This window comes from Pelomonas sp. Root1217 (assembly GCF_001425705.1).
Lineage (GTDB): Bacteria > Pseudomonadota > Gammaproteobacteria > Burkholderiales > Burkholderiaceae_C > Pelomonas.
The window spans coordinates 294,832-318,995 of the sequence record NZ_LMDC01000012.1 but is presented as its reverse complement, the minus strand read 5'-3'; the positions used below and the strand labels follow the sequence as shown (position 1 = coordinate 318,995).

18 protein-coding genes and 5 tRNA genes are annotated in these 24,164 nt (G+C 65.1%); 9 read left to right on the top strand and 14 right to left on the bottom strand.

Annotation, left to right across the window (positions count from 1 at the left end):
* Positions 1–79: 79 nt before the first annotated feature.
* Positions 80–1,171, top strand: coding sequence for an oxidoreductase (locus ASC95_RS10365; RefSeq protein ID WP_057297643.1), 1,092 nt, complete (start codon positions 80–82; stop codon positions 1,169–1,171).
* 365 nt (positions 1,172–1,536) lie between these two features.
* Here ASC95_RS10365 and ASC95_RS10360 read toward each other — a convergent pair whose 3' ends face one another.
* Together ASC95_RS10360 and ASC95_RS10355 are read right to left on the bottom strand one after the other, a co-directional pair.
* A complete protein-coding gene (locus ASC95_RS10360) occupies positions 1,537–2,694 on the bottom strand; it encodes an AAA family ATPase (RefSeq protein ID WP_057298323.1) in 1,158 nt (385 codons plus the stop codon).
* Positions 2,695–2,717: 23 nt separating this feature from the next.
* A complete protein-coding gene (locus ASC95_RS10355; RefSeq protein WP_057297642.1) occupies positions 2,718–3,596 on the bottom strand; it encodes an RNA ligase family protein in 879 nt (292 codons plus the stop codon).
* Positions 3,597–4,194: 598 nt separating this feature from the next.
* Here ASC95_RS10355 and ASC95_RS30535 point away from each other — a divergent pair.
* Both ASC95_RS30535 and ASC95_RS10345 read left to right on the top strand, forming a co-directional pair.
* Complete coding sequence (locus tag ASC95_RS30535; protein WP_157256089.1) at positions 4,195–4,536, top strand: hypothetical protein; 342 nt, start codon at positions 4,195–4,197, stop codon at positions 4,534–4,536.
* 34 nt (positions 4,537–4,570) lie between these two features.
* Positions 4,571–4,738 (top strand): hypothetical protein, encoded by a 168-nt coding sequence (locus ASC95_RS10345; RefSeq protein WP_157256087.1) that lies wholly within the window; start codon positions 4,571–4,573, stop codon positions 4,736–4,738.
* A 386-nt stretch (positions 4,739–5,124) separates the two neighbouring features.
* On the opposite strand, the gene ASC95_RS10335 is transcribed toward ASC95_RS10345, so the two are convergent.
* From ASC95_RS10335 to ASC95_RS10310, 8 genes are all read right to left on the bottom strand, one after another.
* Entirely contained in the window at positions 5,125–7,032 is a 1,908-nt protein-coding gene (locus ASC95_RS10335) for an AAA family ATPase (RefSeq protein ID WP_057298322.1), read from the bottom strand.
* Complete coding sequence (locus tag ASC95_RS29895) at positions 7,025–7,267, bottom strand: hypothetical protein (protein WP_082567674.1); 243 nt, start codon at positions 7,265–7,267, stop codon at positions 7,025–7,027. Before ASC95_RS29895 ends, ASC95_RS10335 begins: the two co-directional genes overlap by 8 nt.
* Before the next feature lie 274 nt (positions 7,268–7,541).
* Entirely contained in the window at positions 7,542–8,102 is a 561-nt protein-coding gene (locus ASC95_RS10330; RefSeq protein ID WP_057297638.1) for an HNH endonuclease, read from the bottom strand.
* A 122-nt stretch (positions 8,103–8,224) separates the two neighbouring features.
* Positions 8,225–8,297, bottom strand: a tRNA-His gene (locus ASC95_RS10325).
* Positions 8,298–8,328: 31 nt separating this feature from the next.
* Positions 8,329–8,404, bottom strand: a tRNA-Asp gene (locus ASC95_RS10320).
* 11 nt (positions 8,405–8,415) lie between these two features.
* Positions 8,416–8,492, bottom strand: a tRNA-Pro gene (locus tag ASC95_RS10315).
* Positions 8,493–8,601: 109 nt separating this feature from the next.
* Positions 8,602–8,676 (bottom strand) — tRNA-Glu (locus ASC95_RS30530).
* An 8-nt stretch (positions 8,677–8,684) separates the two neighbouring features.
* Positions 8,685–8,761: transfer RNA gene (locus tag ASC95_RS10310), tRNA-Arg, on the bottom strand.
* 548 nt (positions 8,762–9,309) lie between these two features.
* Here ASC95_RS10310 and ASC95_RS10305 point away from each other — a divergent pair.
* Complete coding sequence (locus tag ASC95_RS10305; RefSeq protein WP_057297637.1) at positions 9,310–9,672, top strand: hypothetical protein; 363 nt, start codon at positions 9,310–9,312, stop codon at positions 9,670–9,672.
* A gap of 41 nt (positions 9,673–9,713) precedes the next feature.
* Here the strand turns inward: ASC95_RS10305 and rtcA are convergent, their stop codons facing one another.
* From rtcA to ASC95_RS10285, 4 genes are all read right to left on the bottom strand, one after another.
* A complete protein-coding gene (gene rtcA / locus ASC95_RS10300) occupies positions 9,714–10,751 on the bottom strand; it encodes an RNA 3'-terminal phosphate cyclase (RefSeq protein ID WP_057297636.1) in 1,038 nt (345 codons plus the stop codon).
* 51 nt (positions 10,752–10,802) lie between these two features.
* Positions 10,803–12,020, bottom strand: a complete 1,218-nt coding sequence (locus ASC95_RS10295; RefSeq protein ID WP_057297635.1) for an RtcB family protein — start codon at positions 12,018–12,020, stop codon at positions 10,803–10,805.
* A gap of 13 nt (positions 12,021–12,033) precedes the next feature.
* Positions 12,034–12,804, bottom strand: coding sequence for a hypothetical protein (locus ASC95_RS10290; RefSeq protein ID WP_057297634.1), 771 nt, complete (start codon positions 12,802–12,804; stop codon positions 12,034–12,036).
* A 658-nt stretch (positions 12,805–13,462) separates the two neighbouring features.
* Complete coding sequence (locus tag ASC95_RS10285; protein ID WP_057297633.1) at positions 13,463–15,037, bottom strand: RNA-binding protein; 1,575 nt, start codon at positions 15,035–15,037, stop codon at positions 13,463–13,465.
* 206 nt (positions 15,038–15,243) lie between these two features.
* Between ASC95_RS10285 and rtcR the strand changes: the two genes are divergently transcribed.
* The 5 genes from rtcR (at position 15,244) to ASC95_RS10260 (ending at position 24,159) form a co-directional block, all read left to right on the top strand.
* Positions 15,244–16,842 (top strand): RNA repair transcriptional activator RtcR, encoded by a 1,599-nt coding sequence (gene rtcR, locus ASC95_RS10280; RefSeq protein ID WP_057297632.1) that lies wholly within the window; start codon positions 15,244–15,246, stop codon positions 16,840–16,842.
* 391 nt (positions 16,843–17,233) lie between these two features.
* Positions 17,234–18,661 (top strand): Wadjet anti-phage system protein JetA family protein, encoded by a 1,428-nt coding sequence (locus tag ASC95_RS10275; RefSeq protein WP_057297631.1) that lies wholly within the window; start codon positions 17,234–17,236, stop codon positions 18,659–18,661.
* The gene (locus ASC95_RS10270) at positions 18,658–19,341 is read left to right on the top strand and encodes a DUF4194 domain-containing protein (RefSeq protein ID WP_057297630.1); all 684 of its coding nucleotides are present in this window, start codon (positions 18,658–18,660) and stop codon (positions 19,339–19,341) included. The genes ASC95_RS10275 and ASC95_RS10270 overlap by 4 nt, the downstream gene beginning before the upstream one ends.
* Position 19,342: 1 nt before the next feature.
* Positions 19,343–22,978, top strand: coding sequence for an ATP-binding protein (locus ASC95_RS10265; RefSeq protein WP_057297629.1), 3,636 nt, complete (start codon positions 19,343–19,345; stop codon positions 22,976–22,978).
* A complete protein-coding gene (locus tag ASC95_RS10260) occupies positions 22,975–24,159 on the top strand; it encodes a Wadjet anti-phage system protein JetD domain-containing protein (RefSeq protein WP_057297628.1) in 1,185 nt (394 codons plus the stop codon). The genes ASC95_RS10265 and ASC95_RS10260 overlap by 4 nt, the downstream gene beginning before the upstream one ends.
* Positions 24,160–24,164: the final 5 nt, after the last annotated feature.

Below are 24,164 nucleotides of genomic sequence, written 5' to 3'. Positions count from 1 at the left end.
GCAAGCCGACATCCACCTGGTCAACGCCGGCTATCGCAGGCGGCAAAATGGCCAGATCGAAATCGGCTCTGATCTCCACATGCTTCGCGTCGGTCTACTGGGCTTTGGCTATGCGAGCCAGACCTTTCACGCTCCTCTCATTCAAGCCGTTCCTGGTCTGGAGTTGACTGCAGTCAGCAGCAGCGACCCATCAAAGGTCCACCGAACGCTTGGTTCGGACGTGAAGGTCTACGGTGACGCCGCGGCCTTGATTGCAACGGCTGACGTTGACCTGGTGGTCATTGCCACACCCAACCTCACCCATCACGCCCTGGCGCATGCGGCCCTGCTGGCCGGCAGGCACGTCGTTGTGGACAAGCCGTTCACGTCGAACGCGGACGAAGCAGAAGAGCTGGTCTGCCTGGCGCAGGCGCAAGACCGGCACCTGAGCGTTTTTCACAACAGGCGTTGGGACAGTACCGCGCTGACCGTGCGCCAGCTTCTACAGGACCAAGTACTTGGCCCCATTCGCCATGCACGCTTGCATTTTGATCGCTATCGACCGCAGCCCCGGGTTCGCTGGCGGGAGGCCGCCGCAGAAGGCGGCGGACTGTGGATGGACCTGGGCCCTCACCTGCTTGATGAAGCGCTACGGCACTTCGGCCGGCCTGACGCTATCCAGTTGGACCTCGCGCTGTTGAGGCCTGGCGCGCAAATCGATGATCATTTCCAGGCGGTACTGCGCTACGCCGATGGTCTGAGGGTCACGTTGCATGCAAGCAATGTGTCCGCCGTTCCCGGCCCGCGTATCGAGCTGCACGGGCTGAAGGGAAGCTATGTGAAACGGGGCGTCGACCAACAAGAGGATTCGTTGAAAGCCGGACTGCGGCCCCAGGTCGGCAACTTGCAGGAATGGGGCGTCGATCCCGACCAGGGCGAGTTGGTGATGTTGGAAGGTGCGACGCTGGTCCGGCGAGCGTTTCCTACTGAGCGAGGCGCATACCCGGAGTACTACCGCCAGATTCGAGATCTTTTACTGGGCAATGGCAGCAATCCGGTTCCACCTGAAGAAGCGTTGGATGTGATGCGCCTGCTTGATCTGGGAATCGCCAGCGCTCGCACGAGGTGCGAAGTGACCTTTCAAACCTCGGCGGACGCCCGCGATCAACGTGCAACGCATCCGGCTGCTTGAAGCGCCGCCTCGGGCATTGGCCGCAGGCAGGCCGTCCGATGTACGCATGAGGCCCGGTGTCGACTCTAGGCTGAGCTGAGTGATTCGCGTGTCGGCGACCGAACGGCAGCTTTCATGAACTCCGGCCATTGAACGGCTGGTTCCTCGACTGTCCGCTGCACCCAAAACACCAGGGGCTCGAAGCCCGTCAACCAGCAGGGCGAGGCATGACCGGCGATGCCTCACGCATTGGCTGGCCCAGGAGCCAAATCCGCACGCAGCCCGGCTAGGCGTTCACTGGGCGGTACAAAGGCGTCTGCCGTGGTGCAACGCCGAGCCCAAAGTGGCCATGCGTTCGGCGAAACCCCGTGCCGCCTGCCTCAGCCTCAGCCTCGCTGGCCGTCAGCCTCGACCACATAGCGCACCTCGTGCGCCTCCCAGGGTAGTGGCACCTCCCATCGGTGCAACATGCGTTCGAGATCCCTTTGCTTGAGAGTGGTGTCGCGGCGCGCGTTTCTCCTGAAGAGTGCGTCGGCGGGCACCTCGAGATAGACCAGACTCACGTGGGCGTCGTAGGCGTAGAGCAGGTCCAGCGTCTTGTTGCGCATCTGCTCGCTCAAATGCGTGGCGTTCCAGACGAAGGGCTCCCGTCGGCGCAGCAACGCTTTTGCCTTGTCGACCGCGCGATGGGCCGCCAGGCCATCGTTCTCGCCGTGCTTCAGGCCGAGTTCCGCCTTCGCGTCGTCGAACGACACGATCTCGATACCTCGAGCATGGCGCGCCGCCCAGCTGTCCTTGCCCGAGGCCGGCAGCCCACAGAGCACCGTGACCTGCGATCCCGGCACCTGGAACAGCGGCGTATCCAAATGCACAGCCGAACCACGCGCATATGTCAGCCGCGTGTGCGCTGAAGCTGCCGCCCTGGGGATGCCCCAGCATCCGTCCTCACGGGCAAGTTGCTCAAACAACGCAATGTCGTCCAGCCGGGCCTGTTGATCGGCGCAGATGCGTCCCCGCATGTCGGCGCGCGCCACGCAGATCAGGTCGGGCAAATCCAGGCTCCACGACAGTCGCCGTGCAATGAACTCAGGCGATTCGCCGCGACGCGAATCGAAGGCAAAGAACGGCACCTGATGCACGGCGATGATGCGGCAGACCGCCTCGCGCAGCTCGAACGGCACGCCCGCGCGCCAGAGTAGCGCGCGTACGTCGACCGCTCCGCGGCGCGAGTGGCCAGGCTGGCCGATCTCTCCGGTCACCGGATCGATGGTCGTGGTTTCCGGCTTGCACAGGTCGTGCAACAGCGCAGCGAGGAACAGGGTCTCGCGCCGCGCGCCGCTGGTAGCTCGGAAGTGGTCGCATTCCAGCAGCGCGTCCAGCACCATGCGAGTGTGGATGCCGACATTGCCCTCGGCGTGATAGCGCGGGCTCTGCGGCGTGGTCTCAAGCGCATGCAGGCGTGGGAAGACCTCGCAGCAGGCGGTCCAGTCGTAGCCTGCGCCAGCCTCCACGGGGCACAGCGCACGGATCAATTCGTAGTTCATGTTCTTCTCCTTCTCGGGGCCTCTCAGGCTCCTGCCGATGAGCAATTCCACCCAGCAGTGGCCACCGGCGCGTAGAGGTCAGTCTCCGGCGCCAGCCCATTGGGGATCACGGGTCGCGTGCTGTGATGCGAGCCCGAATCGAGGATGGTCTGAACGAAGTCCGGACGCACCCACTTGTATCGGCCCAGCACCTGGCGCTCGTCCTCCACCTTGATGTACAGACCTTCGGACAGGTCCGACTTGTCGGTCTGCTGCCAGGCCAGCGCCTGGTCCAGGTCCTGGCGCCGCACGCTTTGCTCGAAGGCACTGCGCCACTGCGCACTCTTCGCGAGGGACGGCCTCACGAGCGCGCGCAGCGACTTGACGTCGCGCGGCATCGAGCCTGCCTGCAGCACCGGAACACTGACGATGGGCGAGCCCGCAAGCATCTCGTGACGCCGCGGCGTGCTGAGGAAAGCTTGCTCGACCCGGTCGTAGATGTCGAACTCGCAGAACCAATGCGGCAAGCGGTCATAGCTGACCGAATGCTTGGCATACAGCCATTCGCCGTACATCACATAGCGGTCTTCGAGCAGCGCGAGCAGCCGAGATTCGTGCGAGCTAGCCCAGAGTTTGAACGGCGCGAATTGCCGCTCACGCCCGCCACCGACGAGATAGTGGCCACGGGACTGCAACAGCATTTCGCCGCCGCTGGTGAACGAGATGCCGACGTTGGCACCGTCGAGCTTCTCTTCGACAACGGCATGACACCCCGCGAGGGTGGCGAGGCGGATGTGCTCTTGACCTTCGTCGCCAGCTTGCAGGCGCGAGCCTTCGATGTGCGGAGTCCTGGGGTACTTCAGGATCTCCAGGCAATGGATTTGGGAGTCGACGGATGGCGTCGACCCGATGTGCGCAGACATGGTCGTCTCCTGGTTCGATGGAACGAACCGACGACTGGGCGTGCGCGGTGCCTGACGGGCTAGGCGTCCGCCGCCGGCATGGCGTGGGCGGGCGGGACGCGGAGAACGGCTGCAGCGGCCGAGCTCATGGCGGGCATGAGACGGATGGCGGTCGACGGCTTAGAGGGCGGCGATGCTGCAGGACACGATTGGCTCCGTAAGGCTGGAGGTGAATGAAGGACGCGCAGTCTATTTACGACACCGCGGCGAGGCAAGTTGAAGCGTGTCGCCGTGACAACGCGGCCCTGGCCGTCCAGGTACAGCCACTTGAAGCCCTTGGCGGTCCTCTTATGCCGGCAAGCTCACCATGCTGCTGTGCAGCCCCGTCGAAAGGCTGGTGACCTCCATGGTGATCAGAAGCTTTGATGTTAGCTATTGAGGCCATATTTGCTGTGCAGCAAATGAGGGCTGGCAGATAAGTTAGCCAACTACTTTGAATCCTCTTCGGACACGCTCCTCTTCCGCTACCGCACCTGGCTCATCGACATTGAGCGCCCCTCCAAGCAGCCGCCTGACCGGAAGATAGTGGGCGCGCGATATCCACGATGAGCGGATCGTTGTGGAGTTCCTGGTCAACACCGACGATCCAGCCGGCAAGGGCGCGGAGTCCCTGGACGGCGAGGAGATCTCGGCCTGCCGCGTCCCCTACGCCGGGATCGCCAGCGACTGGTACCTGGAGCAGGAACTCCGCGTCGAACGGCCGGACGGCGATCGCATCTCGGTCGAGACCGTTCGTCATGCCGACGCCGTTGCGTTCGTCACCCTCAAAGCGCTGGCAATGGAGCACCGCTACGAGCACAAAAGACGTCGCAGACGTCATCCACCTCCTGCGCTACTACAAGGCCTCACCAGGGTCGATTGCGGCCGAGTTTGCCGCCAAGCTCACCTCAGGCCAACATGAGGTGCCCATGCGAAGGGCGTTGACGAATCCGGAAATGAAGTTCTGCGACGACGGCACGACGGCCGGCCATGAAAAAGGTGGCCCTGGGCGATATGCGTCGTTCCACGGCCTCGAGGATCCCGACGAGCGGGCTCTCGCGCAGCGGGAGGTCAGCGGCCTGGTGACCGAGTTCCTCCGGCTTGTGAACGAGAAGACTGCCTAGCAGCAAGGCCCGTGACCAGCGCCTGGCTCGAACCAATCTCGCTTCGCCGCGAGCTGGACGGGGGTACCGGCTATGCCGCTTCCAAAGTAGTGCTCGATGAGGCGACTGCCAGGGCGCTCAAAACCCACCGCCGCGGCACGTAGCAAGGCGCGTGTAGCGGCGACGTTGAGCGTCACCCAGATGCCGATGAAGACCCAGAAGCCCATTTCTTCATCCCTGAGCGCCGCCTGCGTTGTGCGGCCGCTTGTTGTTCGGGAATTGTGCCGCGCACATCGCCCATTTGAAGACGTAGGCAACGCAACACGCAGAGCACGCCGGCTTGCCGTCAGTCAACGCTCAGCGCGAAGCTCTTTGGCGGCATCAATGCCAGCAAGCGCGTCGTCGCTCTACGCCCGCATCCGCCCCCTCGTTTCAACACCCGCCTCCCGAAACGACGCCAGCCTGTCGGCATAGGGATCCAATGCATCCTCGGGCATTCCCAACGGCAGGCCGACCACGGTGGCGAACCGTGCCGGCGTGACCTGACCGTGATTGATCAGCTCGTCCACCAGCGCCAGCAGCGCGTCGCGGTGCTCCTCCATCAGCCTCGTCGCACGGTCATGCTCAGCCTGCAGCAGCGCCTCGATCGGCGCGTTGGTGGCCTCAACGTCCGTGCACAGGTTGTCGTCACTGTCCCTGGACACGTCGCTTCGACCGACGCGTGAGCCATGGCCCAAGTGGCGCAGCATGCGAGCGGCTGTTTCGGTCGCCTTGCGAAGGTCGCTCTCGGCGCCACTGGAGCTGAGTTCCGGCCCGAACACGAGCAACTCTGCAGCACGGCCGGCGAGGCTGGTGCAGATGGAATCCAGCAGGTTGTGACGCGACCAGACCTTTCTCGAGGTGTAGGCGTTGTAGCCGCCCTCGAAACTGGCGACGTGGATCTTGATCTCGCTCGGGGCACGACCGAACAGCAGGGCATGGACCAGGCCATGACCGGCCTCGTGTACAGCGAGCAGGGCACGAAAGTCGGCGTTGCTGCGCTGGCGCAGACGGTTAATCTCGAACGGCGCAGCGATGGCGTGCGTTTGACCGTGCCAGTGCGCGATGAGACTGCGGCCGTCGGCCGTCAGGCCGACGCTGTCGCCCGCGGTTGCGCCCTGTTCGAGGGCCCACAGCGCCGCCTTGGCCAGGCCGGCGCCCAGGATGGCGTGCAGTGACGAAAAGAGCGGCCGCGTGCCTTGGGCCGGGAAGACGGCGTTGGCGTAGATCTGCTCGCGCACGCTGGTGGCCAACTCGAAGCGCAGGCCGCAGCGGTCCCCGGTCTCGCGGGCGTAGCGAGTGCAACCCTGTTCGATCAATTGCTCGTAGGCCCGCCGCGACAGCGATGGATACACCACGTGCTCGTTGCCCAGGCGTGCCACCTGCTCGGGCTTGAAGCGCTTGTTGAGCGCCTGCTTGACGTCGATGACACTCAGCTTGCCGGTGACGGTGTGGAAAGTGTCGGCATCACTGTCGCAGTCGTCCACGCTGGTGGCGAGGTCCTCATACATCTCGTCGAGGTTGCCGCAGACGAAGACGAGCAGGCGGCTGTAGTCGGTGTCCCACTGCTGCTGGCCGCTTTCGCGGAAAGCATGCAGGCGCTGCTGGATCTGCTCAGGCGTCCAGGCCATGATTTCCAGCAGCGGCTCGTCGAGCTTGAGGTTGCGCTGCAGTTCCTGCGCCTCCCAGCTGCGCAGCTTGAAGCGGTGCTTGGCTTCGTCGGCATCGACGCGTTCGGCGTCGAACGCCGCCTCGGCGATGGACGACTCGATGTCGCCCAGCAGCGAGAGCGCGGGCGGCAGGCGGCCGTCGGACAGCAGTGCCCAGACGTCCTGGTAACGCTCGACGCGCATCTCGTTGCGCTTGCCGTCGATGGTGCGAAAACGCTGGAACTCGTCAAGCGCCAGGATGCCCGGCTCGCCCTCTCGCACGCCGGATTGCGCCAGCATGCCCGAGATGCTCTGAGCACCGCGCCAGCCCGCTCCATTGGAGAAGCCGTCCATCTGCACCTCGACGAAGCGGTCATAGAACCCCAGCAGCTGCGCCAGGCGGCGCACCAGTTGGGTCTTGCCCGTGCCGGTCAGGCCCCACAGGCAGACGATGACAGGCCGTGAGACGAGCCCGGGCAGAACGTACCAGGCGCGCACCGAATCAATGACGCGGTCGATGATGGCGTCGATGCCGAACAGCTCGGTCTTGAGCTGGGCGGCGATCTCTTGCAGCTGCTGGTTTCTCAGCGCCAGCTGCGCGCGCAGTTCATTCTGGGACTCACTCATCCCAATCCTTTCTTCGGACCAGCGCCTGGAGCGCCATGCGGTCGGCACGGCGCTGGGCACCGCGGCTTTGGATGTGTTGGCCTGCGCCACGCAGGCCACGTTGACCGAGGGCGCGAGCGACAGGATCGCGGGCACCAGGGCTGGTTTCAAGCACCAGCGTCATCGGCTGTTTCATGCGGCGCAGGGCCTTGACGCGCCCCTCCTGGAGGGCGCGGGAACGGAGTTGTGCACTCATTGCGGTTTCCGAAAAGCGATGCCCCGGCTCCATGGCTGCGGGCGACGAGCGCTGCGCGGGCCGAAGCCGTATCTGTGAACGGACACGGCTCGGCCGGGGCTCGGGAACCGTGGTCAGTCGATCGTCGAGATGGACTGGTAGGACATAAGCGTGATCTCCGTCTTGCGTGCGCTGTCGTAGGCGCCTTCGGCAAGGTGTCGATGATGGGGAGCGACGCACTCAACCGTGCGTCGCCACCTTGAAAAACAAGTCGCAGTCTGAGCCGACCTTTCAGTCAGCTCAGGCGCGATTCCTTCGGCAGTCGTGCGGCCAGCCATTCATGCACGTCCGCCCGGATGCGCCTGCCCTTGAGCAGGAAGTCCTCGAAGCGGCTGGGCACATAGGGCGCGAACAGCAGCGGCGTGCGCGCCTCTTCTGGCGTGCGGTCGGCTTTCAACGCATTGCAGGCGCGGCAGGCCGCGACCGTGTTCATCCAGCTGAGCGCTCCGCCTCGAGACGCCGGCAGGATGTGGTCGACCGTGAGCTCTCGCAGTTCCTGCTGGCGGCCACAGTAGGCGCAGGTCAGTCGGTCACGCCGGATCACCTTGGCTTTGCTGAAGCAGGGCGTCACGTCGAAAAGGTTCAGGCGCGAGTTGCCACGCAGCGCCAGGATGGCCGGTACTTCCAGCACCGACTGCCGGCCGGTGCGAACGTTCATGCCGCCGCGCAATACGGCGACCGGCGTGTCGCCCAGAGACCAGGCGACAGAGCGGGTGGCCACATAGCCGGCCGCCTGTTCGATCGAGATCCAGGCCTGGGGCAGGCCGGTGATGTCCAACTGCAATACGTCGTGCATGGCGTCCTCCCTTTCGACTTGGCACGATGGAATTCCCTGGTTCGATCTCGCGTGCCGCGAGGCGCGCGCCTTTCGAACGGCTGTGTATGCGACGCCCCCGGGTGGGGTGGCATGCGCTTGGGGGTGGCCGGCCGGATTCGAACCGGCGATGCAAGGATCACAACCTTGAGCCTTCGACCGCTAGGCGACGGCCACACCCAAACGCACGCTGCGCTAATCTTTTCTCTGGCGTCGCCAGCGGGTCTCGATCCCGCGACCTCCGGTTCGACAGACCGGCGCTCTTCCAACTGAGCTATGGCGACGTGCTTTCAACTGGTCCGTGCGGCAGGACTTGAACCTGCAACCCTCTGCTCCCAAAGCAGTTGCGCTCCCTGGTTGCGCCACGCACGGCTTCTTCTCGATGCTCCGAAAGGTTGTCGGTGACGGGTTCCGACGCCGCCCAATCGTTGCGGCCGGTTTGCGCCTGTCGAAGCGTGAGCTCGACGACAGGCTTCTGGTCTGGCATCCCGTGCGGGAGTCGAACCCGCCTCTTCGGCTTGAAGGGCCGAGGACCTCACCCGAAGTCCAACGGGACATAGAACTTGGTGCCTCGTGAAGGAGTCGAACCTCCGGCCTCCGGCTTCGTAGGCCGGCGCTCTTCTCCACTGAGCTAACGAGGCGATGCCATCTCGGCTGTGTCCGCACGCGACCAAAGCAAGGGTGACTTGCCTTCACCGCTGCATGCCGGCTCCGTCTGCAGAACGTGCTCGGCACACATGCACACCGGGCCAGCCGGTGCTTGTGCACGGGCACACCCGAGATGGGTCCATCGGGATTCACGTCGTCCTGCAGGCAAGGCCTGCGGGGCTGATGAATCGGACTGAACAGCAGGAGCAAAGCAAAAAGCCCGGTTCCTGCAGGAGACCGGGCTTCATGGGATCGCGAGATCCCTTGAGTCTGAAAGCTTCAGTGGGCTGGAGCTTTCCCCGGTTGCGTTGAATCACCGAATCGGTCGTGGCGCGCGCCCTCATCGCGATGCGCAGCGACGCACAAGGCCATCTCGCCCGGGTAGGGGCGCTTGGCGATGGTGGTGTGGGCTGTGCGAAGCATGATTGAACCGTCTGGTGTGGGTGAATCAACGAATGCATGGATTGTGAAGAGTGTTCACAGGCGCGTCAACGCGATTCGACACCTAGAATGGATGTGAAGTGTTTTAACAACACCCGCCGTGGCCAGCCTCTCGACCTTTCGACGACTCAATGCGCTTGCACTCTTCCAGTTGTTTGCGGAAGAGCGCATCGCCGCGGGCGATCCGCCCAAGGGGCTGGAGTCCGCCTGGGCCCTGAAGATCGAGGTCAGCGGCGCGACCTGGTCGATGGCCAAAAGCGGCGCCAGGCCAATTGGCGACAAGCTGGCCAGGCAGATCGAGCGGCATTGCGGCAAGGAGGCCGGCTGGCTCGACGACGAACGGGAGCCGGCGGGGCTGACGCCGGGTGAGCAGCAGTTCCTGTCATTCGCCTTGAACACGTACCGCCAGACGAACAGCGACGGCCGCAAGCGCCTGAAGCAGTTGCTCAAGAGCTTTGGCTGAACGGTGCAACGGGCGGTTCAAGACCGCCGCGCCGCCTGCTCTCAACGAGCCTTGACGCTGACGGACCAGCGGCTTCCTGATCCAGACGTCGAGAACCTCACCGGCAGGAACAGCTTGATGGTCTCGAAGTTGGTCAGCGCGTGAGGCGTCAGCTCCGTGCAGGTATATGACGCCGCTCCCCCGCGCCGCCACACGGCAAGCGCCAGCGGCAGTGCCCACTGGTCGGCCAGGTGAGGCCCGAGCGCAGCGTCACTGACTTGGTAGGACCGCACCTCGCGCACGACGTCGCGCGCGACCTGCTCGGCGCTGACGCCCTTCTCGCCAAACCCGGTGACGACCTCGCAGACGTTCTCGTACACCAACGTCGCCAGAAGCGCATTGCCAGGCCCTTCGTTCTGGCGGCTGGCTGCCTCGCGCAGCTGCTCGTCACTCCAGCCAAGGTCCGCACCCAGTTGCTGCAGCTCGCGCCGGACCACCGAGCGCGGCAGCGCCGGCGCAAAGCATTCGGCGTAGCCCTCAAGCCTGGCACCCCGTTCGTTCAGATCGAAAGCCTGCAGCCGGTCGCCGGCGGGCCAGATCTTGACTTCGATCTCGCCTCCGCCGGCCGGGTAGAAGCCCAGGCGACGCAGTTCGAGTTCGACCTCCGCGCCGAGCTTGCGCAGCAGCGGCGCATAGCTGCGCTCCAGGAAGTGGAAGGGTGGCGCCATGGGGTTGTGCGTTCCGCCCCCGAGCTTCAACTGGCTGGGTTCATCGGCCAGCATCAATGCCGGCCAGACGGTCTGCAGCACGAGCGTGCAGCTGCCCGCCGTGCCGACATTGAAGGTGTAGTCGCCCGCGCGCACTTGGCCTGGTGTGAAGCTCAGCGATTGCGAATTCAGCTCAGCTCCCTGGACCTCGGCGCCGCAGATCTCAGCCGCGGCGTTCACGCAGGTCAGGTGCTGGCGCATCAGGCCGGGCTTGGCGCGGCCAGCGCGGATCTTGTTCAGCGCGAAGGGCTGGCCCGTGCACATGGACAGGGCCAGCGAAGTCCGCAGGATTTGTCCTCCGCCCTCGCCGACGGAGCCGTCAATTTCGATCATGTTCTTCTCTTCTTGTTCTGATGTGGGTGAGGGCACTGGGCCCCCATCCGTCTATCCCTTCACGCACACGACCTGCTTCAGGGTGTGCACCACCTCCACCAGGTCGCTCTGCGCGGCCATGACGGCATCGATGTCCTTGTAGGCCATCGGGATCTCGTCGATGACGTCCGCGTCCTTGCGGCACTCGACGCCCTCGGTCGCCTTGACCTGGTCCTCGACCGTGAACATCTTCTTGGCCTTGGTACGGCTCATCACGCGACCCGCACCGTGGCTGCAGCTCTCGAAGCTCTGCGGGTTGCCCAGGCCACGAACGATGTAGCTGCGCGCACCCATGCTGCCCGGGATGATCCCCATCTCGCCGCGCTTGGCGCTCACCGCGCCCTTGCGGGTGACGAACACATCCTGGCCGAAGTGGCGCTCCTGCTGCACATAGTTGTGGTGGCAGTTCACCGCCTCGACATGAGCTTCGAAGGGCTTGGCGATGACCGAGCGCACGGTGGCGATCAGGTTGGTCATCATCACTTCGCGGTTCTTCATCGCGAACTTCTGAGCCCAGGACACGCCGCGCACATAGTCGCCAAAGTACTGGGCGCCTTCCTCGAAGTAGGCCAGGTCCTTGTCCGGCAGGTTGCGCATGTTGCGCTCCGCGTCCTTCTTGGCCAGCTCGATGAAGTGCGTGCCGATGGCATTGCCCACGCCACGCGAGCCCGAGTGCAGCATGAACCAGACGAAACCAGCCTCGTCGAGGCACACCTCGATGAAGTGGTTGCCCGTTCCCAGCGTGCCCAGGTGCTTGCGGTTGTTCGTGTTCTTCAGGCGCGGGTGCAGCTCGCACAGCGCGTTGAACTCGTCGACCAGCGTGGCCCAGATCTGGTCCACCGTCTCGGGCGGGTTCTCCCAGCTGCCGGGGTCACGGCCGCGGTGCTTGGGCGCCGAGCCGTGCGGCACAGCCTTCTCGATGGCCGAGCGCAGCGGGCCGAGGTTGTCCGGTAGGTCTTCAGCGCGCAGCGTGGTCTTCGCGGCCATCATGCCGCAGCCGATGTCCACCCCCACGGCGGCCGGGATGATGGCCTTCAGCGTCGGAATCACCGAGCCAACGGTTGCGCCGATGCCCAAGTGCACGTCGGGCATAGCCGCGATGTGCTTGAACACGATGGGCAGCTTGGCGGCGTTGGCGAGTTGCTGCTTGGCCTCGGGCTCCACGGGGACGCCTTGCGTCCACATCTTGATGGGCACGCCGCCTTCGGGTTGTTCGATGTTGTAGTTCATGGTTTGGTTCTCTTTACTCGATCAGGTTGTCGAAGACAGCATCGACAAGGAGCTTGAACGGCATGCGTCCACTGTCGGGCTGGTTCTCAACCAGGTTCAGAAAGTCGGGGCGCATCAGCTTGTCAGCGAAGATGTTGCGGTGAGCCGGTGCCAGCATCCATTGGCGGATGCTCTGCCGAAACTCGATGCGATCTTGCGCAAAGGCGTTGGTGACCTCTCGGTCCTCCCAGAAGTGCCAGTAACCGGCTTCGACATAGTGCACCGTCGACCACGGGTCCTGGCAATGCAGCCAATAGTCCAGTAGCGGTGGCAGGTCAAACCCACCGATATGGAACATCAGCAGCACGGTCAAGGCGTCTTCGAGCGGACGCTGGTCACGGGATGCCAGATGGCCGGCGAAGTAGTTGATCGCGAACCGATTGAGCACTTCGCGTTCAGCTTCATTGAAGGTTTGCGGCGGGCAGCGGCCGACGCGGTCCAGGTAGAGCTCGGTGGAGTGGTGCACGTCTTCCCCATGAGCGATCAGCTCGAGCAGTCGCGGCAGAAAGTACAGGACCTCCCATACGGGCTGCACCTCGCCTTTGGCGGCGGTGTTGTACTCATAGAAATGCTCTCGGGTGAGCCTGCGCAAAGGCAGCTTGCGCATTTGCTCCTCCAGCGTGGGGCACATGCAGCAGAGACATGCGTCGAGCTGCACGGTGGGCGCCCGGTATCGACCGAACACCTTGTAGGCGTCGGCGATGACGGCATCCACGGATTGCGGGTCAATTGCTGCGAGGCTCATGACGATTGGTCGATCAAAGAAGAGGGGTGACTAGGTTTGATGAAACATTTGCTCCGCCATCCATTGCTGGACCGGGACTTGAACCCGGGCGCTCTGTGATCACTCACAGAGCACGCAGCTTTCGCCGCGTGCGTCTACCTGTAGTTCCATCTGCATTCACCGCAAAAGCGGGTGATGCCCCGCTGCGACAAGGATTGGTGAAACGTCGTGCTCTACCACTGAGCTACGGTCCCCCTGATTTGGGACCGGCGGGACTCGAACCCGCGACCACGAGAGTCGTTATCTGTAGTTCCACCTGCATTCGCAGCAAGGCATCTCAAAAAAGCGCGACAAGAGGGGCAAGACACTGCCACACCGGTTTCCCGGTTGAGGATTCGAACCCCCGGCGTTCCAGATGTAGTCCTGCCAGCATTCGCGCAAAAACTGGTGGCCCCCGCGTGGCGACAAACAGTCGGTGAGACACGTTTTGGATGTAGTCCCACCTGCATTCGCCACGCGACGACGCATGTTCTGTTGTGAGGTTGGTGCCTCAGGCGACAAGAGTTGCAAGAGCGGCCTACCGGTTCTCCGTTGCGGGCTTGCATGCCCGCGCGGCCAAAGGTGCTGTACTCCTGCAGGCATTCGCCTGGGACACCGTCCAACTTCCTGTGTCGCGGCCCTACTGGGCGGCCAACGACACCTTTTCGATTTCACCGACCCAGTGCTCGGCGTCCATGTTGCCGGCGGCGAAATTCGCCACCATCGTGAACACCGCATCCGAGAAGCCGCCGACATTCAGGATGTCGTGCCGCTCGGCCGCCTGCGTGGTCGCCGTCGGCTGGATGTCGATGCACACCAGGCGCGCTTTCGGGTTGCGCTGCTTCAGCACTTCCCACTCGCGCATGGTCTGCGTCGCACCGCGCCGGTTGGCGTCGACCCAGGACTCGTTGTCCGAGACCAGGATCACCAGGTCCACCTCCGCACCTTGGCGGTTCAGCAGAGCCAGCGGCGCGCTGCAGTTGGTACCGCCGCCACCGATCTTGGCCAGCGCCTGGGCGTTGGTCATGACCGAGTCACGAGCGTTCAGCGACAGCTTCACCACATCCTGTTCGAACGGCAGCACACGGGCCTGCGGGTTCTTGCGCAGCACCGCAGCAGCCACCAGGGCAGCCACGTCGATGCAACGCGCGCTGGAGGTCGCCGAGCCGCGATAACCGGTCACGGACGAGCTCATTGAGCCCGACACGTCAGGGCACACCACGACACGACCCGCCAGGCTGGGCACGTTGACCAGAGCCAGTTCCATCGCATCCTGCAACGCATCGCGAACCTGGGCAGGCACCGACTCGCCGGCCGCCATGAAGGCCGACATCAGCTGGTACGGCATCACCCGTGCCTTGGCCACGGCTTGCGCATCGCTCAGCTTGGCGGCCACCGCGTTGGCCATGCCGGGGAGGTTGAACACGCCATGCCGGGCGAAGGTGTTCAGGTTCTGACGCACCATCTGCCACGAGCCCGAGCGAGCGATCTGCGCCCATTGCGCTGAGATCAGCTCCAGCGCGGTCAGCATCTGGAACGGCACGTCCGGCACTTCGGTGGCCACGCCTTGGGCGATGTCGCGCTTGAAGCGTTCGAACGCCTGGGTGATGGGCGGCAGTGCCGCTTCATCGACCGGCTTGCCGATCAGCCATGCGAACCAAGCGGCACGCCATGCCTCAGCGGGCTTGGGGTGAACCATCTTGACCACGTCCGCCAGCGAGGGCGTGTTGCCCACCGCGGCGTTCAACAGTTGCTTCTCGGAGGCCGTCAGCAGCCAGTGCTGAACCAGCTTCTTCGGGCGGGAACCCAGCGACTTGCGGCCCACGGCACCACTGCGCAGGATCTGCACGAAGTTGCGCAGCATCTTGCCGTTGTCGACGACGCGAGAGAACACCTGGCTCAGCAGCGCGACGTCGCGAACGGCGAGGCTCGCCGCGAGCAAAGCCGGCATGTCCTTCATGTGGCCCGACTGGCGACCATAGATCGCGGTCTTGGCAATGAAGACGGGCTCGAGCTTCTGGGTCAGCGCCAGAACTTGGTCGAGTTGGTCCTCGGCGTTTGCGTAGAAGGTCTGGCTCAGGCAGCCCGTGGCCGCCAGCTGCGCCAGTTGATGACGCGGGCTGAAGGCGTAGGCCGGAGCCTGCTCAGCGTTGCGCGCCGTGGCTGCGGGCAGCAGGGCGCCTTTGATCGTGTGGAAGAGCTGCGTGTTGACCATGAGGTTCTCCTCGTTGCATTTAACTTGTTGTTCGCGCTCTCCTTATTGCAACGGGTGTGCCAGCTCCTCGTCTGTCCGAGGTGAAAACTTGCAAGCTATTGATTAGCAATACAAAAGTACTTTTTCGCGGGGCTCACGACTCAATGGGGGACCGCGATGAAATCCAGACGAACTAGACTATTGGCTAGTCTGGTATCAATTTAGATATGACCAAGAAGAACGTCGTCATCGGATTCATGGGCACCCAGCTGGATTCGGGACAGGGTGCAGGTCGTTGGGAGAAATGGCGTCCGACGATCTCGCTGGTGCAGCACGAAGACACCGTCATCGACCGGCTGGAGCTCCTCTACTCGACGAAGCACGAGGCGCTGGCCCATGTCCTGGCGAGCGATATCGCCAACGTGTCGCCAGACACGGTCGTCAATTTGGTGCCCTTCGACGTAGGGGACCCGTGGGATTTCGGCGTGATGTACGCCGCCCTCTATGACTGGGCGCGAAGCTACCGCTTCGATCCGGCCCACGAGCAGTACTGGGCCCACATCACCACTGGCACGCACGTCGCGCAAATCTGCATGTTCCTGATGGTGGAGTCGCGCTTCATCCCTGGCGTGCTTTTGCAGACGGCACCGCCAAAGAAGCAGCAGCGGGACAACCCAGGCAGCTACACGCTGATCGACCTGGACCTTTCGCGGTACGACGTGCTGGCCCAGCGCTTCAGCCAAGCCCATGCGGAGGCGCTGGAGTTCCTTAAAAGTGGCATCCCCACCCGCAACAAGCGCTTCAATGCCCTCATCGAGGAAATCGAGCGAGTGGCCGTGCGCTCACAGGCACCCGTCCTGTTGACCGGCCCGACGGGCGCAGGCAAGTCGCACCTGGCGCGGCGCATGTTCGAGCTCAAGAAATCGCGTCACCAGGTCCAGGGCGACTTCGTCGAGGTCAACTGCGCCACGCTGCGCGGTGACGGCGCAGCGTCAACGCTGTTCGGCCACAAGAAGGGCGCGTTCACCGGTGCTGCGGCGGACCGGGCTGGCCTGTTGCGCACGGCGCATCAGGGCGTTCTCTTCCTCGATGAGATTGGTGAGCTGGGCCTCGATGAGCAGGCCATGCTGCTCAAGGCGGTGGAAGAGAAGCGCTTTTTCCCGATGGGTAGCGACCGTGAGGTTAGCAGCGACTTCCAACTGATCGCCGGCACCAACCGGGACTTGCGCGTCGATGTCGCGCAGGGGCGTTTTCGCGAGGACCTGTTCGCCCGTATCAACCTCTGGGCCTACACGCTGCCTGGTCTCGCGCAGCGGCCCGAGGACATTGAGCCCAATGTCGACCACCTGCTTGCCCGCTACGTGGCAGAGTCAGGTCGAGCGGTGCGATTCAATGCCGAGGCCAAGGCCGACTATCTGCGGTTCGCCAAATCCGCGGGCGCACTCTGGAGCGGCAACTTCCGCGACCTGATGGCCAGCGTGACACGGATGGCCACGCTGGCGGATGGTGGGCGAATTTCAACCAGCCTGGTCGAGGCCGAAATCCAGCGCCTTCAATGGCTGTGGCAGCCCGCGGGCGACTCTCGGCAGTCGGACGTCCGGCTCGATGAACTGCTGCCTGAAGGCACGGCAGAGGACCTGGATCTCTTTGATCGTCTCCAGCTTGAGGCCGTTGTGAGTGTTTGCCGGCAGGCGCAAACCCTGTCCGATGCTGGCCGCCGGCTGTTTGATCGATCGCGAAAGCAGCGCGCTGTCATCAACGACGCAGACCGGCTGCGCAAATATCTGCTGAAGTTTGGGCTCACGTGGGAGATGGTGCGTTCCTGAGAGCCGGCCGCTTTGGCCGTCATCAGCCCGCTGCACTCGTCGCCGCGGCGATAGCGCTTCGGATCGACAACGCACCAGCAGACGTTCGTGTCGAGGCACAGGCGAGGCCGCATGCTTGGCCAGGTCGGCCCGCCACGATCTACGGGCTGGCGAGGCCTCGACGGTCGAAATAGTTCGCATCGGCCGAGCGACGTAAGCTCTTGTCGCAGCACGAAGTTCGCTTTGTGCGCAAGTTCGCAGCATTGCAATTGGGCCGCGGCAGGGAGTTTTCCTTGGGCTGCGTATCGCCGCGTATCGCCCTGGGGCAGGAACATCCTCGCCGTGATAATCGGCACCAGCGCCGCCGGACAAAGGCCAATCCGGCAGGCCGCATGAATTGGGGAGGACATCCATGTCCGCGTCGGCGATCTTCTTTCACGGCGCTTGTGAACATTTTTTTCGCCCGCTGACCTGGGCAGATCGCGAGGCCTGCGCTGCGGTCTTGCGCGGCCTGCACGAGCGCGTGCATGGCCCGGAGGCCGACTACGCGCAGGCGCTGACGAAGGACCTGGTGCTGGAGATCTGCCTGGGCGTGATCGCCCAACCAGCCTACCGCGAGGGAGCACTCTCCGCCGCCCAGGCGGTGAATGCCGAGGCCGAGCGCGGCTACGCGCTGAACTTGCTACGTGCGCTGAAGGAGCACGGCTGGCTGGAGGATTACAAGGATCCCATCGACCTGCAACCGGTGCTCAAGCTGACCCGTGCTGGCAAAGCCTTCGCCGAGACCTTCGCCGAGCTGGACAACGCCCGCCACAAGACCCGCCAGCGCAATATGCGCTCGGCCCGCAAGGCGCTGCTGGCGTTCCTGGACAACCATGACGAAGACGAGTTGCTGGACGCACACGACTACGCCAGCCGCGTCGTGCAGGACCTGCAGGACGACATCGAGTACTTCCGCGCGCTGATGCAGAGCCTCACCCGCGAGGCGCTGACGCAGAAGCTGGCCTGGGACGAGTTCAACGATTTTCTGGAGCGCCGTTTCGGCAAGGAAATGTCCGTGCGGCTGGTGGCCGATTCGGTGGACCGCCACCGCGGCCAGATCATCGAGCTGCTGGACCAGATTCGCGCCTGGCCCGCCGAGCAGCGCGAGCGCGCCGACGCCGCACTGCACCAGCGTGCCGACTGGCTGGAGCCGGTGCTCGGCAACGGACGCAGCGCCACGCTGTGGCTATGCCAGCGGATTGAAAAGCTGATCGACGCGGCCTGCGAGCTGAAACTGCCGATGTTGCGCAGCGAGATGCACAACTACGTGCGCCGCTTCACCAGCCTGCTGCGCCAGGCGCTCTCGCTGGACTACGGCGCGGAATCTCCGATGGGCCTCACGCTGGACGGCATCAAGGCTGCTGACGCCGCGGGCAAGCAAGCCTGGCTCGAACTGCTGGGCCGGCGCCTGGCCACGACCGAGCTGCGCCTGTTGCCCGCCGGCGGCCTGCGCTGGACGCAGCGCGAGCGCCAGCAGCTCGAGGGCGACGACACCGAATGGCGGATCCGCGCGGACAGCCGGCTCGAGGCGGCGCTGCGCCGTGCCGAGGCCGAGGCTTTCGTCATCAGTGAGGAGGCGGTGCTGCGGCAACTGGGCCACTCGGGTGCCGTGTCGCTGCGCCTGTCCGATCTCGCGGCGCGGCGCGCGGACGAAGTCCTGACCAGCTTGCATGCCGTGGGCGCGGCGCGCTCCGCGCAGGGACGCCAGCGCTGGCAGGTCAAGAAGCTCGACGAACGCTTCGAGACAACCAGCTTCATCGCAGACGATTTCGAGCTGCGCCGCCTGCCAAAGACATGACCACCGATACCTTCCACGCCCTGCTCGAGACTCGCCTTGCCGACCGTACCGCTGGCAATGTCTCGCGCCGGCGCTTCGCCGAGATCTGCAACCGCCTGCTGGCGGCCGGCATCCTCTGGCGCGACTATTCCAAACCGGAGCAGGCGCTCTATGACGACGCCACGCTGGCCGAGGAACTGCTGCGCGAATGGTTTGACGTGCTGGGGTTCACGCTCACGCATGACGTCGATGCCAACCTGATGCGGCTCTACCCGCCGGGCGACGACCAGGAAGACGAGGACGGCGTCAAGCGACTGCGCGCGCGGCTGTCCAAGGACATGGTCGCCGCCGCGCTGGGCCTGCGCTTTCTCTACACCGAGGGACTGACCGGAAAGCGCGAACTGGTCAACCAGGAGCTGGCCATCAGCCTGGAGGAGCTGTCGCAGACGCTGGTGTCGCTGCTGGGCACGACGCTGCCGGGCTCGGCGGCAGAGCGCGGTCAATTGCTGCGCGAGCTGCGCAAGCACCGGCTGGTGCGCTTTCGGGAAGCCGATGCCGGGTTCGGCCAGATGGAGATGCTGCTGGGCGTGCTGCGGCCCATCCTTTCTTTCGTCAGCGACGAGGCGCTGCTTGAAGTGCGCCAGCTGATGCAGACCAAGGCGCAAGACGTGCCTTTGCCGGTCGCCGCTGGGGACGCCTGACATGCGGCTGCAACGACTGATCACTGTCAACTGGGGCACGCTGGAGACGCGTGACTGGCCGCTGGCCGACGCCACGCTGCTGACCGGCGAATCCGGCTCGGGCAAGTCCACGCTGCTGGATGCCATCCAGGCCGTGCTCACGGCGGCCCGCCAAGGGGTCTTTCACTTCAATGCCGGGCAGAACGAGTCGACCCAGGGCCGTCGCGGCGGCAAGGAGCCGCGAACCCTGCATGCCTACGCGCTGGGCCAGTGCGGCAGCGACGTCTTCCTGCGCCAGCGCTCGACCAGCTACGTGGGGCTGTGCTTCGAACCGTCGGACCAGGAAAAGGACGCCGTGCCGTTCAGCGCGCTGCTGGGTGTCGAGGCCCATGTGGACGGCGGCCGCGCCGAAGGCGGCAAGCCGCTGTTCTACCTGCTGCGCGGGGCGAGTCTGACGCTGTCGCATCTGTCTTCGGGCGAATCCGTGCCAGGGCGCGTTCGGCCTCTGCCGCTGAAGGAAGCCTACGCCCAGCTGCAGCTGAGGCTGGGCCTGCAGGCCGAGCAGCTGATGCGCTTCGAAGGCAAGGACAGCTATCTGCAGCATCTGTACGGCCACCTGCTCGGCCGCAAGTTCGTCCCCGAGGCGGATGCCACACGCTGCGCCCGCGCGATCGTCAAGGCCATGGCCTACCGCGAGATCGGCAACGTCAACGAACTGGTGCGCGACGAGATTCTCGACGCGCACGACTTCAGCCAGGAAGTCGGCAAGATGCGCCAGCTCATGCAGGAGATCGCCCGGCTGAAGGCCGACGCCGAGCGCCTGAAGCTGAACATCGATCGGCTCAAACTGGTGGACGAGGCGGCCGGCGATGTTGTGGCGCTGCTGCGCCGCCACGTCGTGATGCTCAATGCCCATGCGCTGCGCATGCAGCTTGACACCCTGGCCGAGCGGGAGCGCACCGAACGCCGCCGCGCGCAGCTCCAGGGCCACGCCACCGAGTCGCAGCGGCGCCTGGACGCGATCGCCCTCGAGCGCAAGACGCTCGACCATGAATTGGCGCTGGTGCAGGGCGAACTGGCGCAAAGCGGCATCGCCCAGGAAAAGCAGCGTCTGACGACGCTGGAGGCGCAGTACGCCGAACAGTTCCGCAAGGACTGGAGCCGGGTGCAGCAGTCCGCCCGGCAGATGGATCAGGTGCTGGACCATGTGAACCAGCTGCTGGCGCTGGACCTGTCACTGCTGCCGGCCCTGCAGGCAGCGGTGCAGCGGCTGGGCTCGGCCGCCTTTCGGGCGACGAAGCAGTGGCAGCCGGCTCGCGTGGCGCTGCTGACCGATGCCCGGCTCGGGGACGAGCTGGCCGCGTTCGAGCTCGAGCCGCTGGATCAGGCGCTGCGGGCGCTGGAGGCGGTGCTGCTCGGCGCCGACGAGACGACCGTGATGTCCGCGCTGGTGACGGCGCGCAGCGAGCTGCTGAGGCAGCAGTCCCAACTGCTGGACGAGCAGACCGGCCTGCGCGCCGAGCAGGCGCAGCTGCTCGAGGGGCGCACGTCCGCGCCGGACGACGTGCAGCGGGCCTTGAGGCTGCTGGAGGCTGAGCTGCCCGAGAGCCGGCCGCGCCTGCTGGCCGCGTTGATCGAGCCGCGCCCGGGCAGCGCCTGGCAGGCTGCCGTGGAAGGCTATATGGGACGCGATCGCTTCGCGCTGATCGTGGAACCGGACTTCGAGGAAGACGCGATCCGGCTCGTCAAGCGCCATTTCGCGCGCCGCTCGCCAAAGGTCGTGCAAGGCGCCAAGGCCATCGAGGACACGCGTGGCATGGCCGTTGCACCGCGCAGCCTGCTCAGTGAACTGGTCTGCGAGCACCCGGTGGCCAAGGCCTACCTGCTGGCGCTGTATGGGCGCGTGCGCCAGGTCGCCAGCGAAGCGGAACTGCGCCGCACGCCGCAAGGCCTGATGCAGCAGGGCCTGGGCAGCCGTGCCTACGGCATGTTCGCTTGCCTGGCGGCCGAACATGAGCTGGCCTTCGGCGTCGAGAGCCGCAAGCGGCGGCTGGCCTGGGTCAATGCGCGGCTCGATACCCTGGTGCCCGAGCTGCAGGGGCTCAAAAGCATGGCGCAGTCGCTGACGACGGTGCAGGGCTGGTTCAGCCAGAGCAGCGCCGCCTCGCTGGCGCAAACGCTGGGCGAGGCGCTGGAGACACGGCTGCGGCATGTCGACGTCGAGTTTCATCTGCAGCAGCTGGACACCTCCAGCATCGAGGCGCAGGAGCAGCGACGCGACGCGCTGCACGAGCGCCTGGATGCAAAGCAGGCCCAGTGGGACGCCGAGCAGCAGGCGGTCGGCGTGCAGAACAAGGAACTCGGCCAGGTGCTCAAGGCACTTGGCGACCTCGAGGGCCGGCTGCCCGAGCTGGCGCAGAACATCGTCACGGCCCAGGTCTGGATCAGCCGCTTTGCAGACGCCGGCGGCGCGGTGGCCAGCGAGTTGCAACTGCTGGACGAGGCCCGCTCGCTTGGAGAAGCCGACCTGCCCAGCGCTGCCACCTTGCAGAACCATGCGACGAATGCCTCGGAGAACCTGCCGGACCGCCTCAAGACGCTGCGCAACCACATCGCCACCTACCTGGCGGGCGCGCGCACCGATGAAGAGCGTTTCGGCTGGACCGAGCCGCCGCGCAGTGTCGAGCAGATCGAGGCCGTGTTGCAGTCGGTGCTGGCCGTGCAGCAGGCCGCGCGCGAGCAGATGCGCAGGCAAGATGGCATCGGCTTGGCCGAGAACGTTGCGCGGCTGGAGAAGGCCGAGGGCACCTTCAACCATGTCTTCACCAGCGACTTCTGCTTCAAGGTCAGGCGCGACGTGAAGGATGGTTCCAACACGCTGCGCAAGCTCAGCCAGGAGCTCAAGGCGATCCAGTTCGGGGTGGATTCCTACGACGTGGTGCAGGACTGGGTACCGCGCTACAAGGACTACTACGACTTCTTCGAGGCGCTGGACGGCGTGGTCGACCAGTTGGAGAAGGACCGCACTGCCATCTTCGACGCCCCCCAGCTCTCGCCCGAGCACCGCGCCACGGCCCAGGAGATCAAGCGGCTGCTGCTGTCGCAGGACCAGATCGCCGCCGAGCGCGCGCTCAAGGAGCTGGCCGACTATCGCAACTACCGCCGCTACGACATCCACCGCATCGCCGGCGGCCACCGCACGCCGATGTCCACCTGGGGCACCGGCTCCGGCGGCGAGCTGGAGACGCCGTTCTACGTGATCCGCGCCGCCGTGCTGGCCCATGCGCTCGGGCATTTCGGCCGCGCGCCAAACGCACCGGCGCTGCGGCTGATGCTCAGCGACGAGGCCTTCTCGAAGATGGACGAGGCGCGTTCGCGGGCCGTGATGCGCTTTCTCGCGCAGAACATGGGCCTGCAACTGATCGTGGCGATGCCCACGTCGAAGTCCGGCGCGATCAAGCCCGAGTTCGACAAGGAATACACCTTCTCGAAGCTGGAAGCGGAAGCCGACGGTCAGGTCGTGCACATCAGCGAGGTCCAGGAGAAGGACTTCAAGCGCGAGGCGTTGTCGGCGCTGTGGGATGCGCATGCCCAGGCCGCCAGGGCCCAGGCGACGCTGGCCTTCGAAGACCAACAGAACGCAGAGCGGACGGCATGAAGCCGCCGCCGCACCCACTCCAGTTGCGCCTGGCCCATGCGTTGCTGCGCAAGGCCGAGCGCAGCGAGGGCGGACGGGCTGTCTCTCTGGCGCTTGACGCAACTGAGCTGCCGGAACTTCACAGCGCGGCGTCGCCAGAGGCGCTGGCACACCTGGAACTGCTGCTGGACGACCTCGGCGCGACCGGCTGGGTTCGGCTGAAGGCGGACAAGGCGCGGGCTTTCCAGACGCTGGCCGATCGCAGGCCGGCGTTGTTGCTGCTCGATGCACAGGCGCTGGCCGAGTGGAGCGGCTTCGAGCCCGCCGCGCCGCGCTGGAGCCGTGTGCTGGTGCAGGCGCTGCGCGAGCAGCCGACATTGCTGGCCGTGCCCGATGCGCCTGCATTGCTGGACTATCTGCTGCGCAACCCGCTGCCCGCCCTCGAGGGGCGGGAGCCAGGAGACTGTGCCGCCCTCCTGAACGCACTTGCCGCTGACCTGGCGGGGCACCCGGCGCAGACAACGCCTTACCTGCGCGAGTTGTCGGCCCGGCATTTCCGCGGGCACAGCAAGGTACTGGATGCGCGGGAGGAACTGCTGCGACTGCTGGGCGCTGACGAAGGGCGGTTTCTGGAGGCACCGATCCAGCTGCTTGTCGACCTGCCCAGGGACTGGACGGGCGAAGAAGTCCTGTTCATCGAGAACGGCGTGAGCTTCGAGCGCATGGCAGGGCACCGCCAGCCGGCCTGGGCGCGCGCTGCATTGCTGTACGCGGCAGGCTTTCGCAGTGGGGCACGTCGCTTGCGCGAGCACACAGGCTCATCGCTGTACTGGCGCGGTCGCGTGTCCGACACGGATGCCCAACGCTTCGAGGACTGGCTGTATGGGCAACTGGGCGCGCCCGCGGTGAGCTTCTACGGCGATCTTGACTTCGCCGGCCTGGCCATCCTGGCGCAACTGCGCGCGAGTTTTCCTGCCTGCACCGCATGGCGGCCGGGCTACGAAGCGCTGCTAGCAAGGATCGACTCAGGGCATGCGCCCGACGAGGCCGGCAAGGAACGGCAGCAGGATCCAGGCATCACCGGCTGCCCGTTCGCGGACGAGGTGCTGCTGCCGGCGTTGCGAAACAAGAACCGATGCGTCGATCAGGAGTCCTGGCCCGACGGCGTTGCAAACCTCCAGAGAGCTGAGGGGCTGTGCTGACAAGG

What these genes read in the sequence shown, in the direction of transcription:
- ASC95_RS10355 (WP_057297642.1), bottom strand. Translation starts at nt 3,596, where the DNA reads ATGTCTGCGCACATCGGGTCGACGCCATCCGTCGACTCCCAAATCCAT.
- ASC95_RS10265 (WP_057297629.1), top strand. Translation starts at nt 19,343, where the DNA reads ATGCGGCTGCAACGACTGATCACTGTCAACTGGGGCACGCTGGAGACG.
- ASC95_RS10290 (WP_057297634.1), bottom strand. Translation starts at nt 12,804, where the DNA reads ATGAGCCTCGCAGCAATTGACCCGCAATCCGTGGATGCCGTCATCGCC.
- ASC95_RS10295 (WP_057297635.1), bottom strand. Translation starts at nt 12,020, where the DNA reads ATGAACTACAACATCGAACAACCCGAAGGCGGCGTGCCCATCAAGATG.
- ASC95_RS10330 (WP_057297638.1), bottom strand. Translation starts at nt 8,102, where the DNA reads ATGCACGACGTATTGCAGTTGGACATCACCGGCCTGCCCCAGGCCTGG.
- ASC95_RS10335 (WP_057298322.1), bottom strand. Translation starts at nt 7,032, where the DNA reads ATGAGTGAGTCCCAGAATGAACTGCGCGCGCAGCTGGCGCTGAGAAAC.
- ASC95_RS10275 (WP_057297631.1), top strand. Translation starts at nt 17,234, where the DNA reads ATGTCCGCGTCGGCGATCTTCTTTCACGGCGCTTGTGAACATTTTTTT.
- ASC95_RS10365 (WP_057297643.1), top strand. Translation starts at nt 80, where the DNA reads ATGCTTCGCGTCGGTCTACTGGGCTTTGGCTATGCGAGCCAGACCTTT.
- rtcR (WP_057297632.1), top strand. Translation starts at nt 15,244, where the DNA reads ATGACCAAGAAGAACGTCGTCATCGGATTCATGGGCACCCAGCTGGAT.
- ASC95_RS10285 (WP_057297633.1), bottom strand. Translation starts at nt 15,037, where the DNA reads ATGGTCAACACGCAGCTCTTCCACACGATCAAAGGCGCCCTGCTGCCC.
- ASC95_RS10270 (WP_057297630.1), top strand. Translation starts at nt 18,658, where the DNA reads ATGACCACCGATACCTTCCACGCCCTGCTCGAGACTCGCCTTGCCGAC.
- ASC95_RS29895 (WP_082567674.1), bottom strand. Translation starts at nt 7,267, where the DNA reads ATGAGTGCACAACTCCGTTCCCGCGCCCTCCAGGAGGGGCGCGTCAAG.
- rtcA (WP_057297636.1), bottom strand. Translation starts at nt 10,751, where the DNA reads ATGATCGAAATTGACGGCTCCGTCGGCGAGGGCGGAGGACAAATCCTG.
- ASC95_RS10360 (WP_057298323.1), bottom strand. Translation starts at nt 2,694, where the DNA reads ATGAACTACGAATTGATCCGTGCGCTGTGCCCCGTGGAGGCTGGCGCA.
- ASC95_RS10260 (WP_057297628.1), top strand. Translation starts at nt 22,975, where the DNA reads ATGAAGCCGCCGCCGCACCCACTCCAGTTGCGCCTGGCCCATGCGTTG.
- ASC95_RS10345 (WP_157256087.1), top strand. Translation starts at nt 4,571, where the DNA reads ATGAAGTTCTGCGACGACGGCACGACGGCCGGCCATGAAAAAGGTGGC.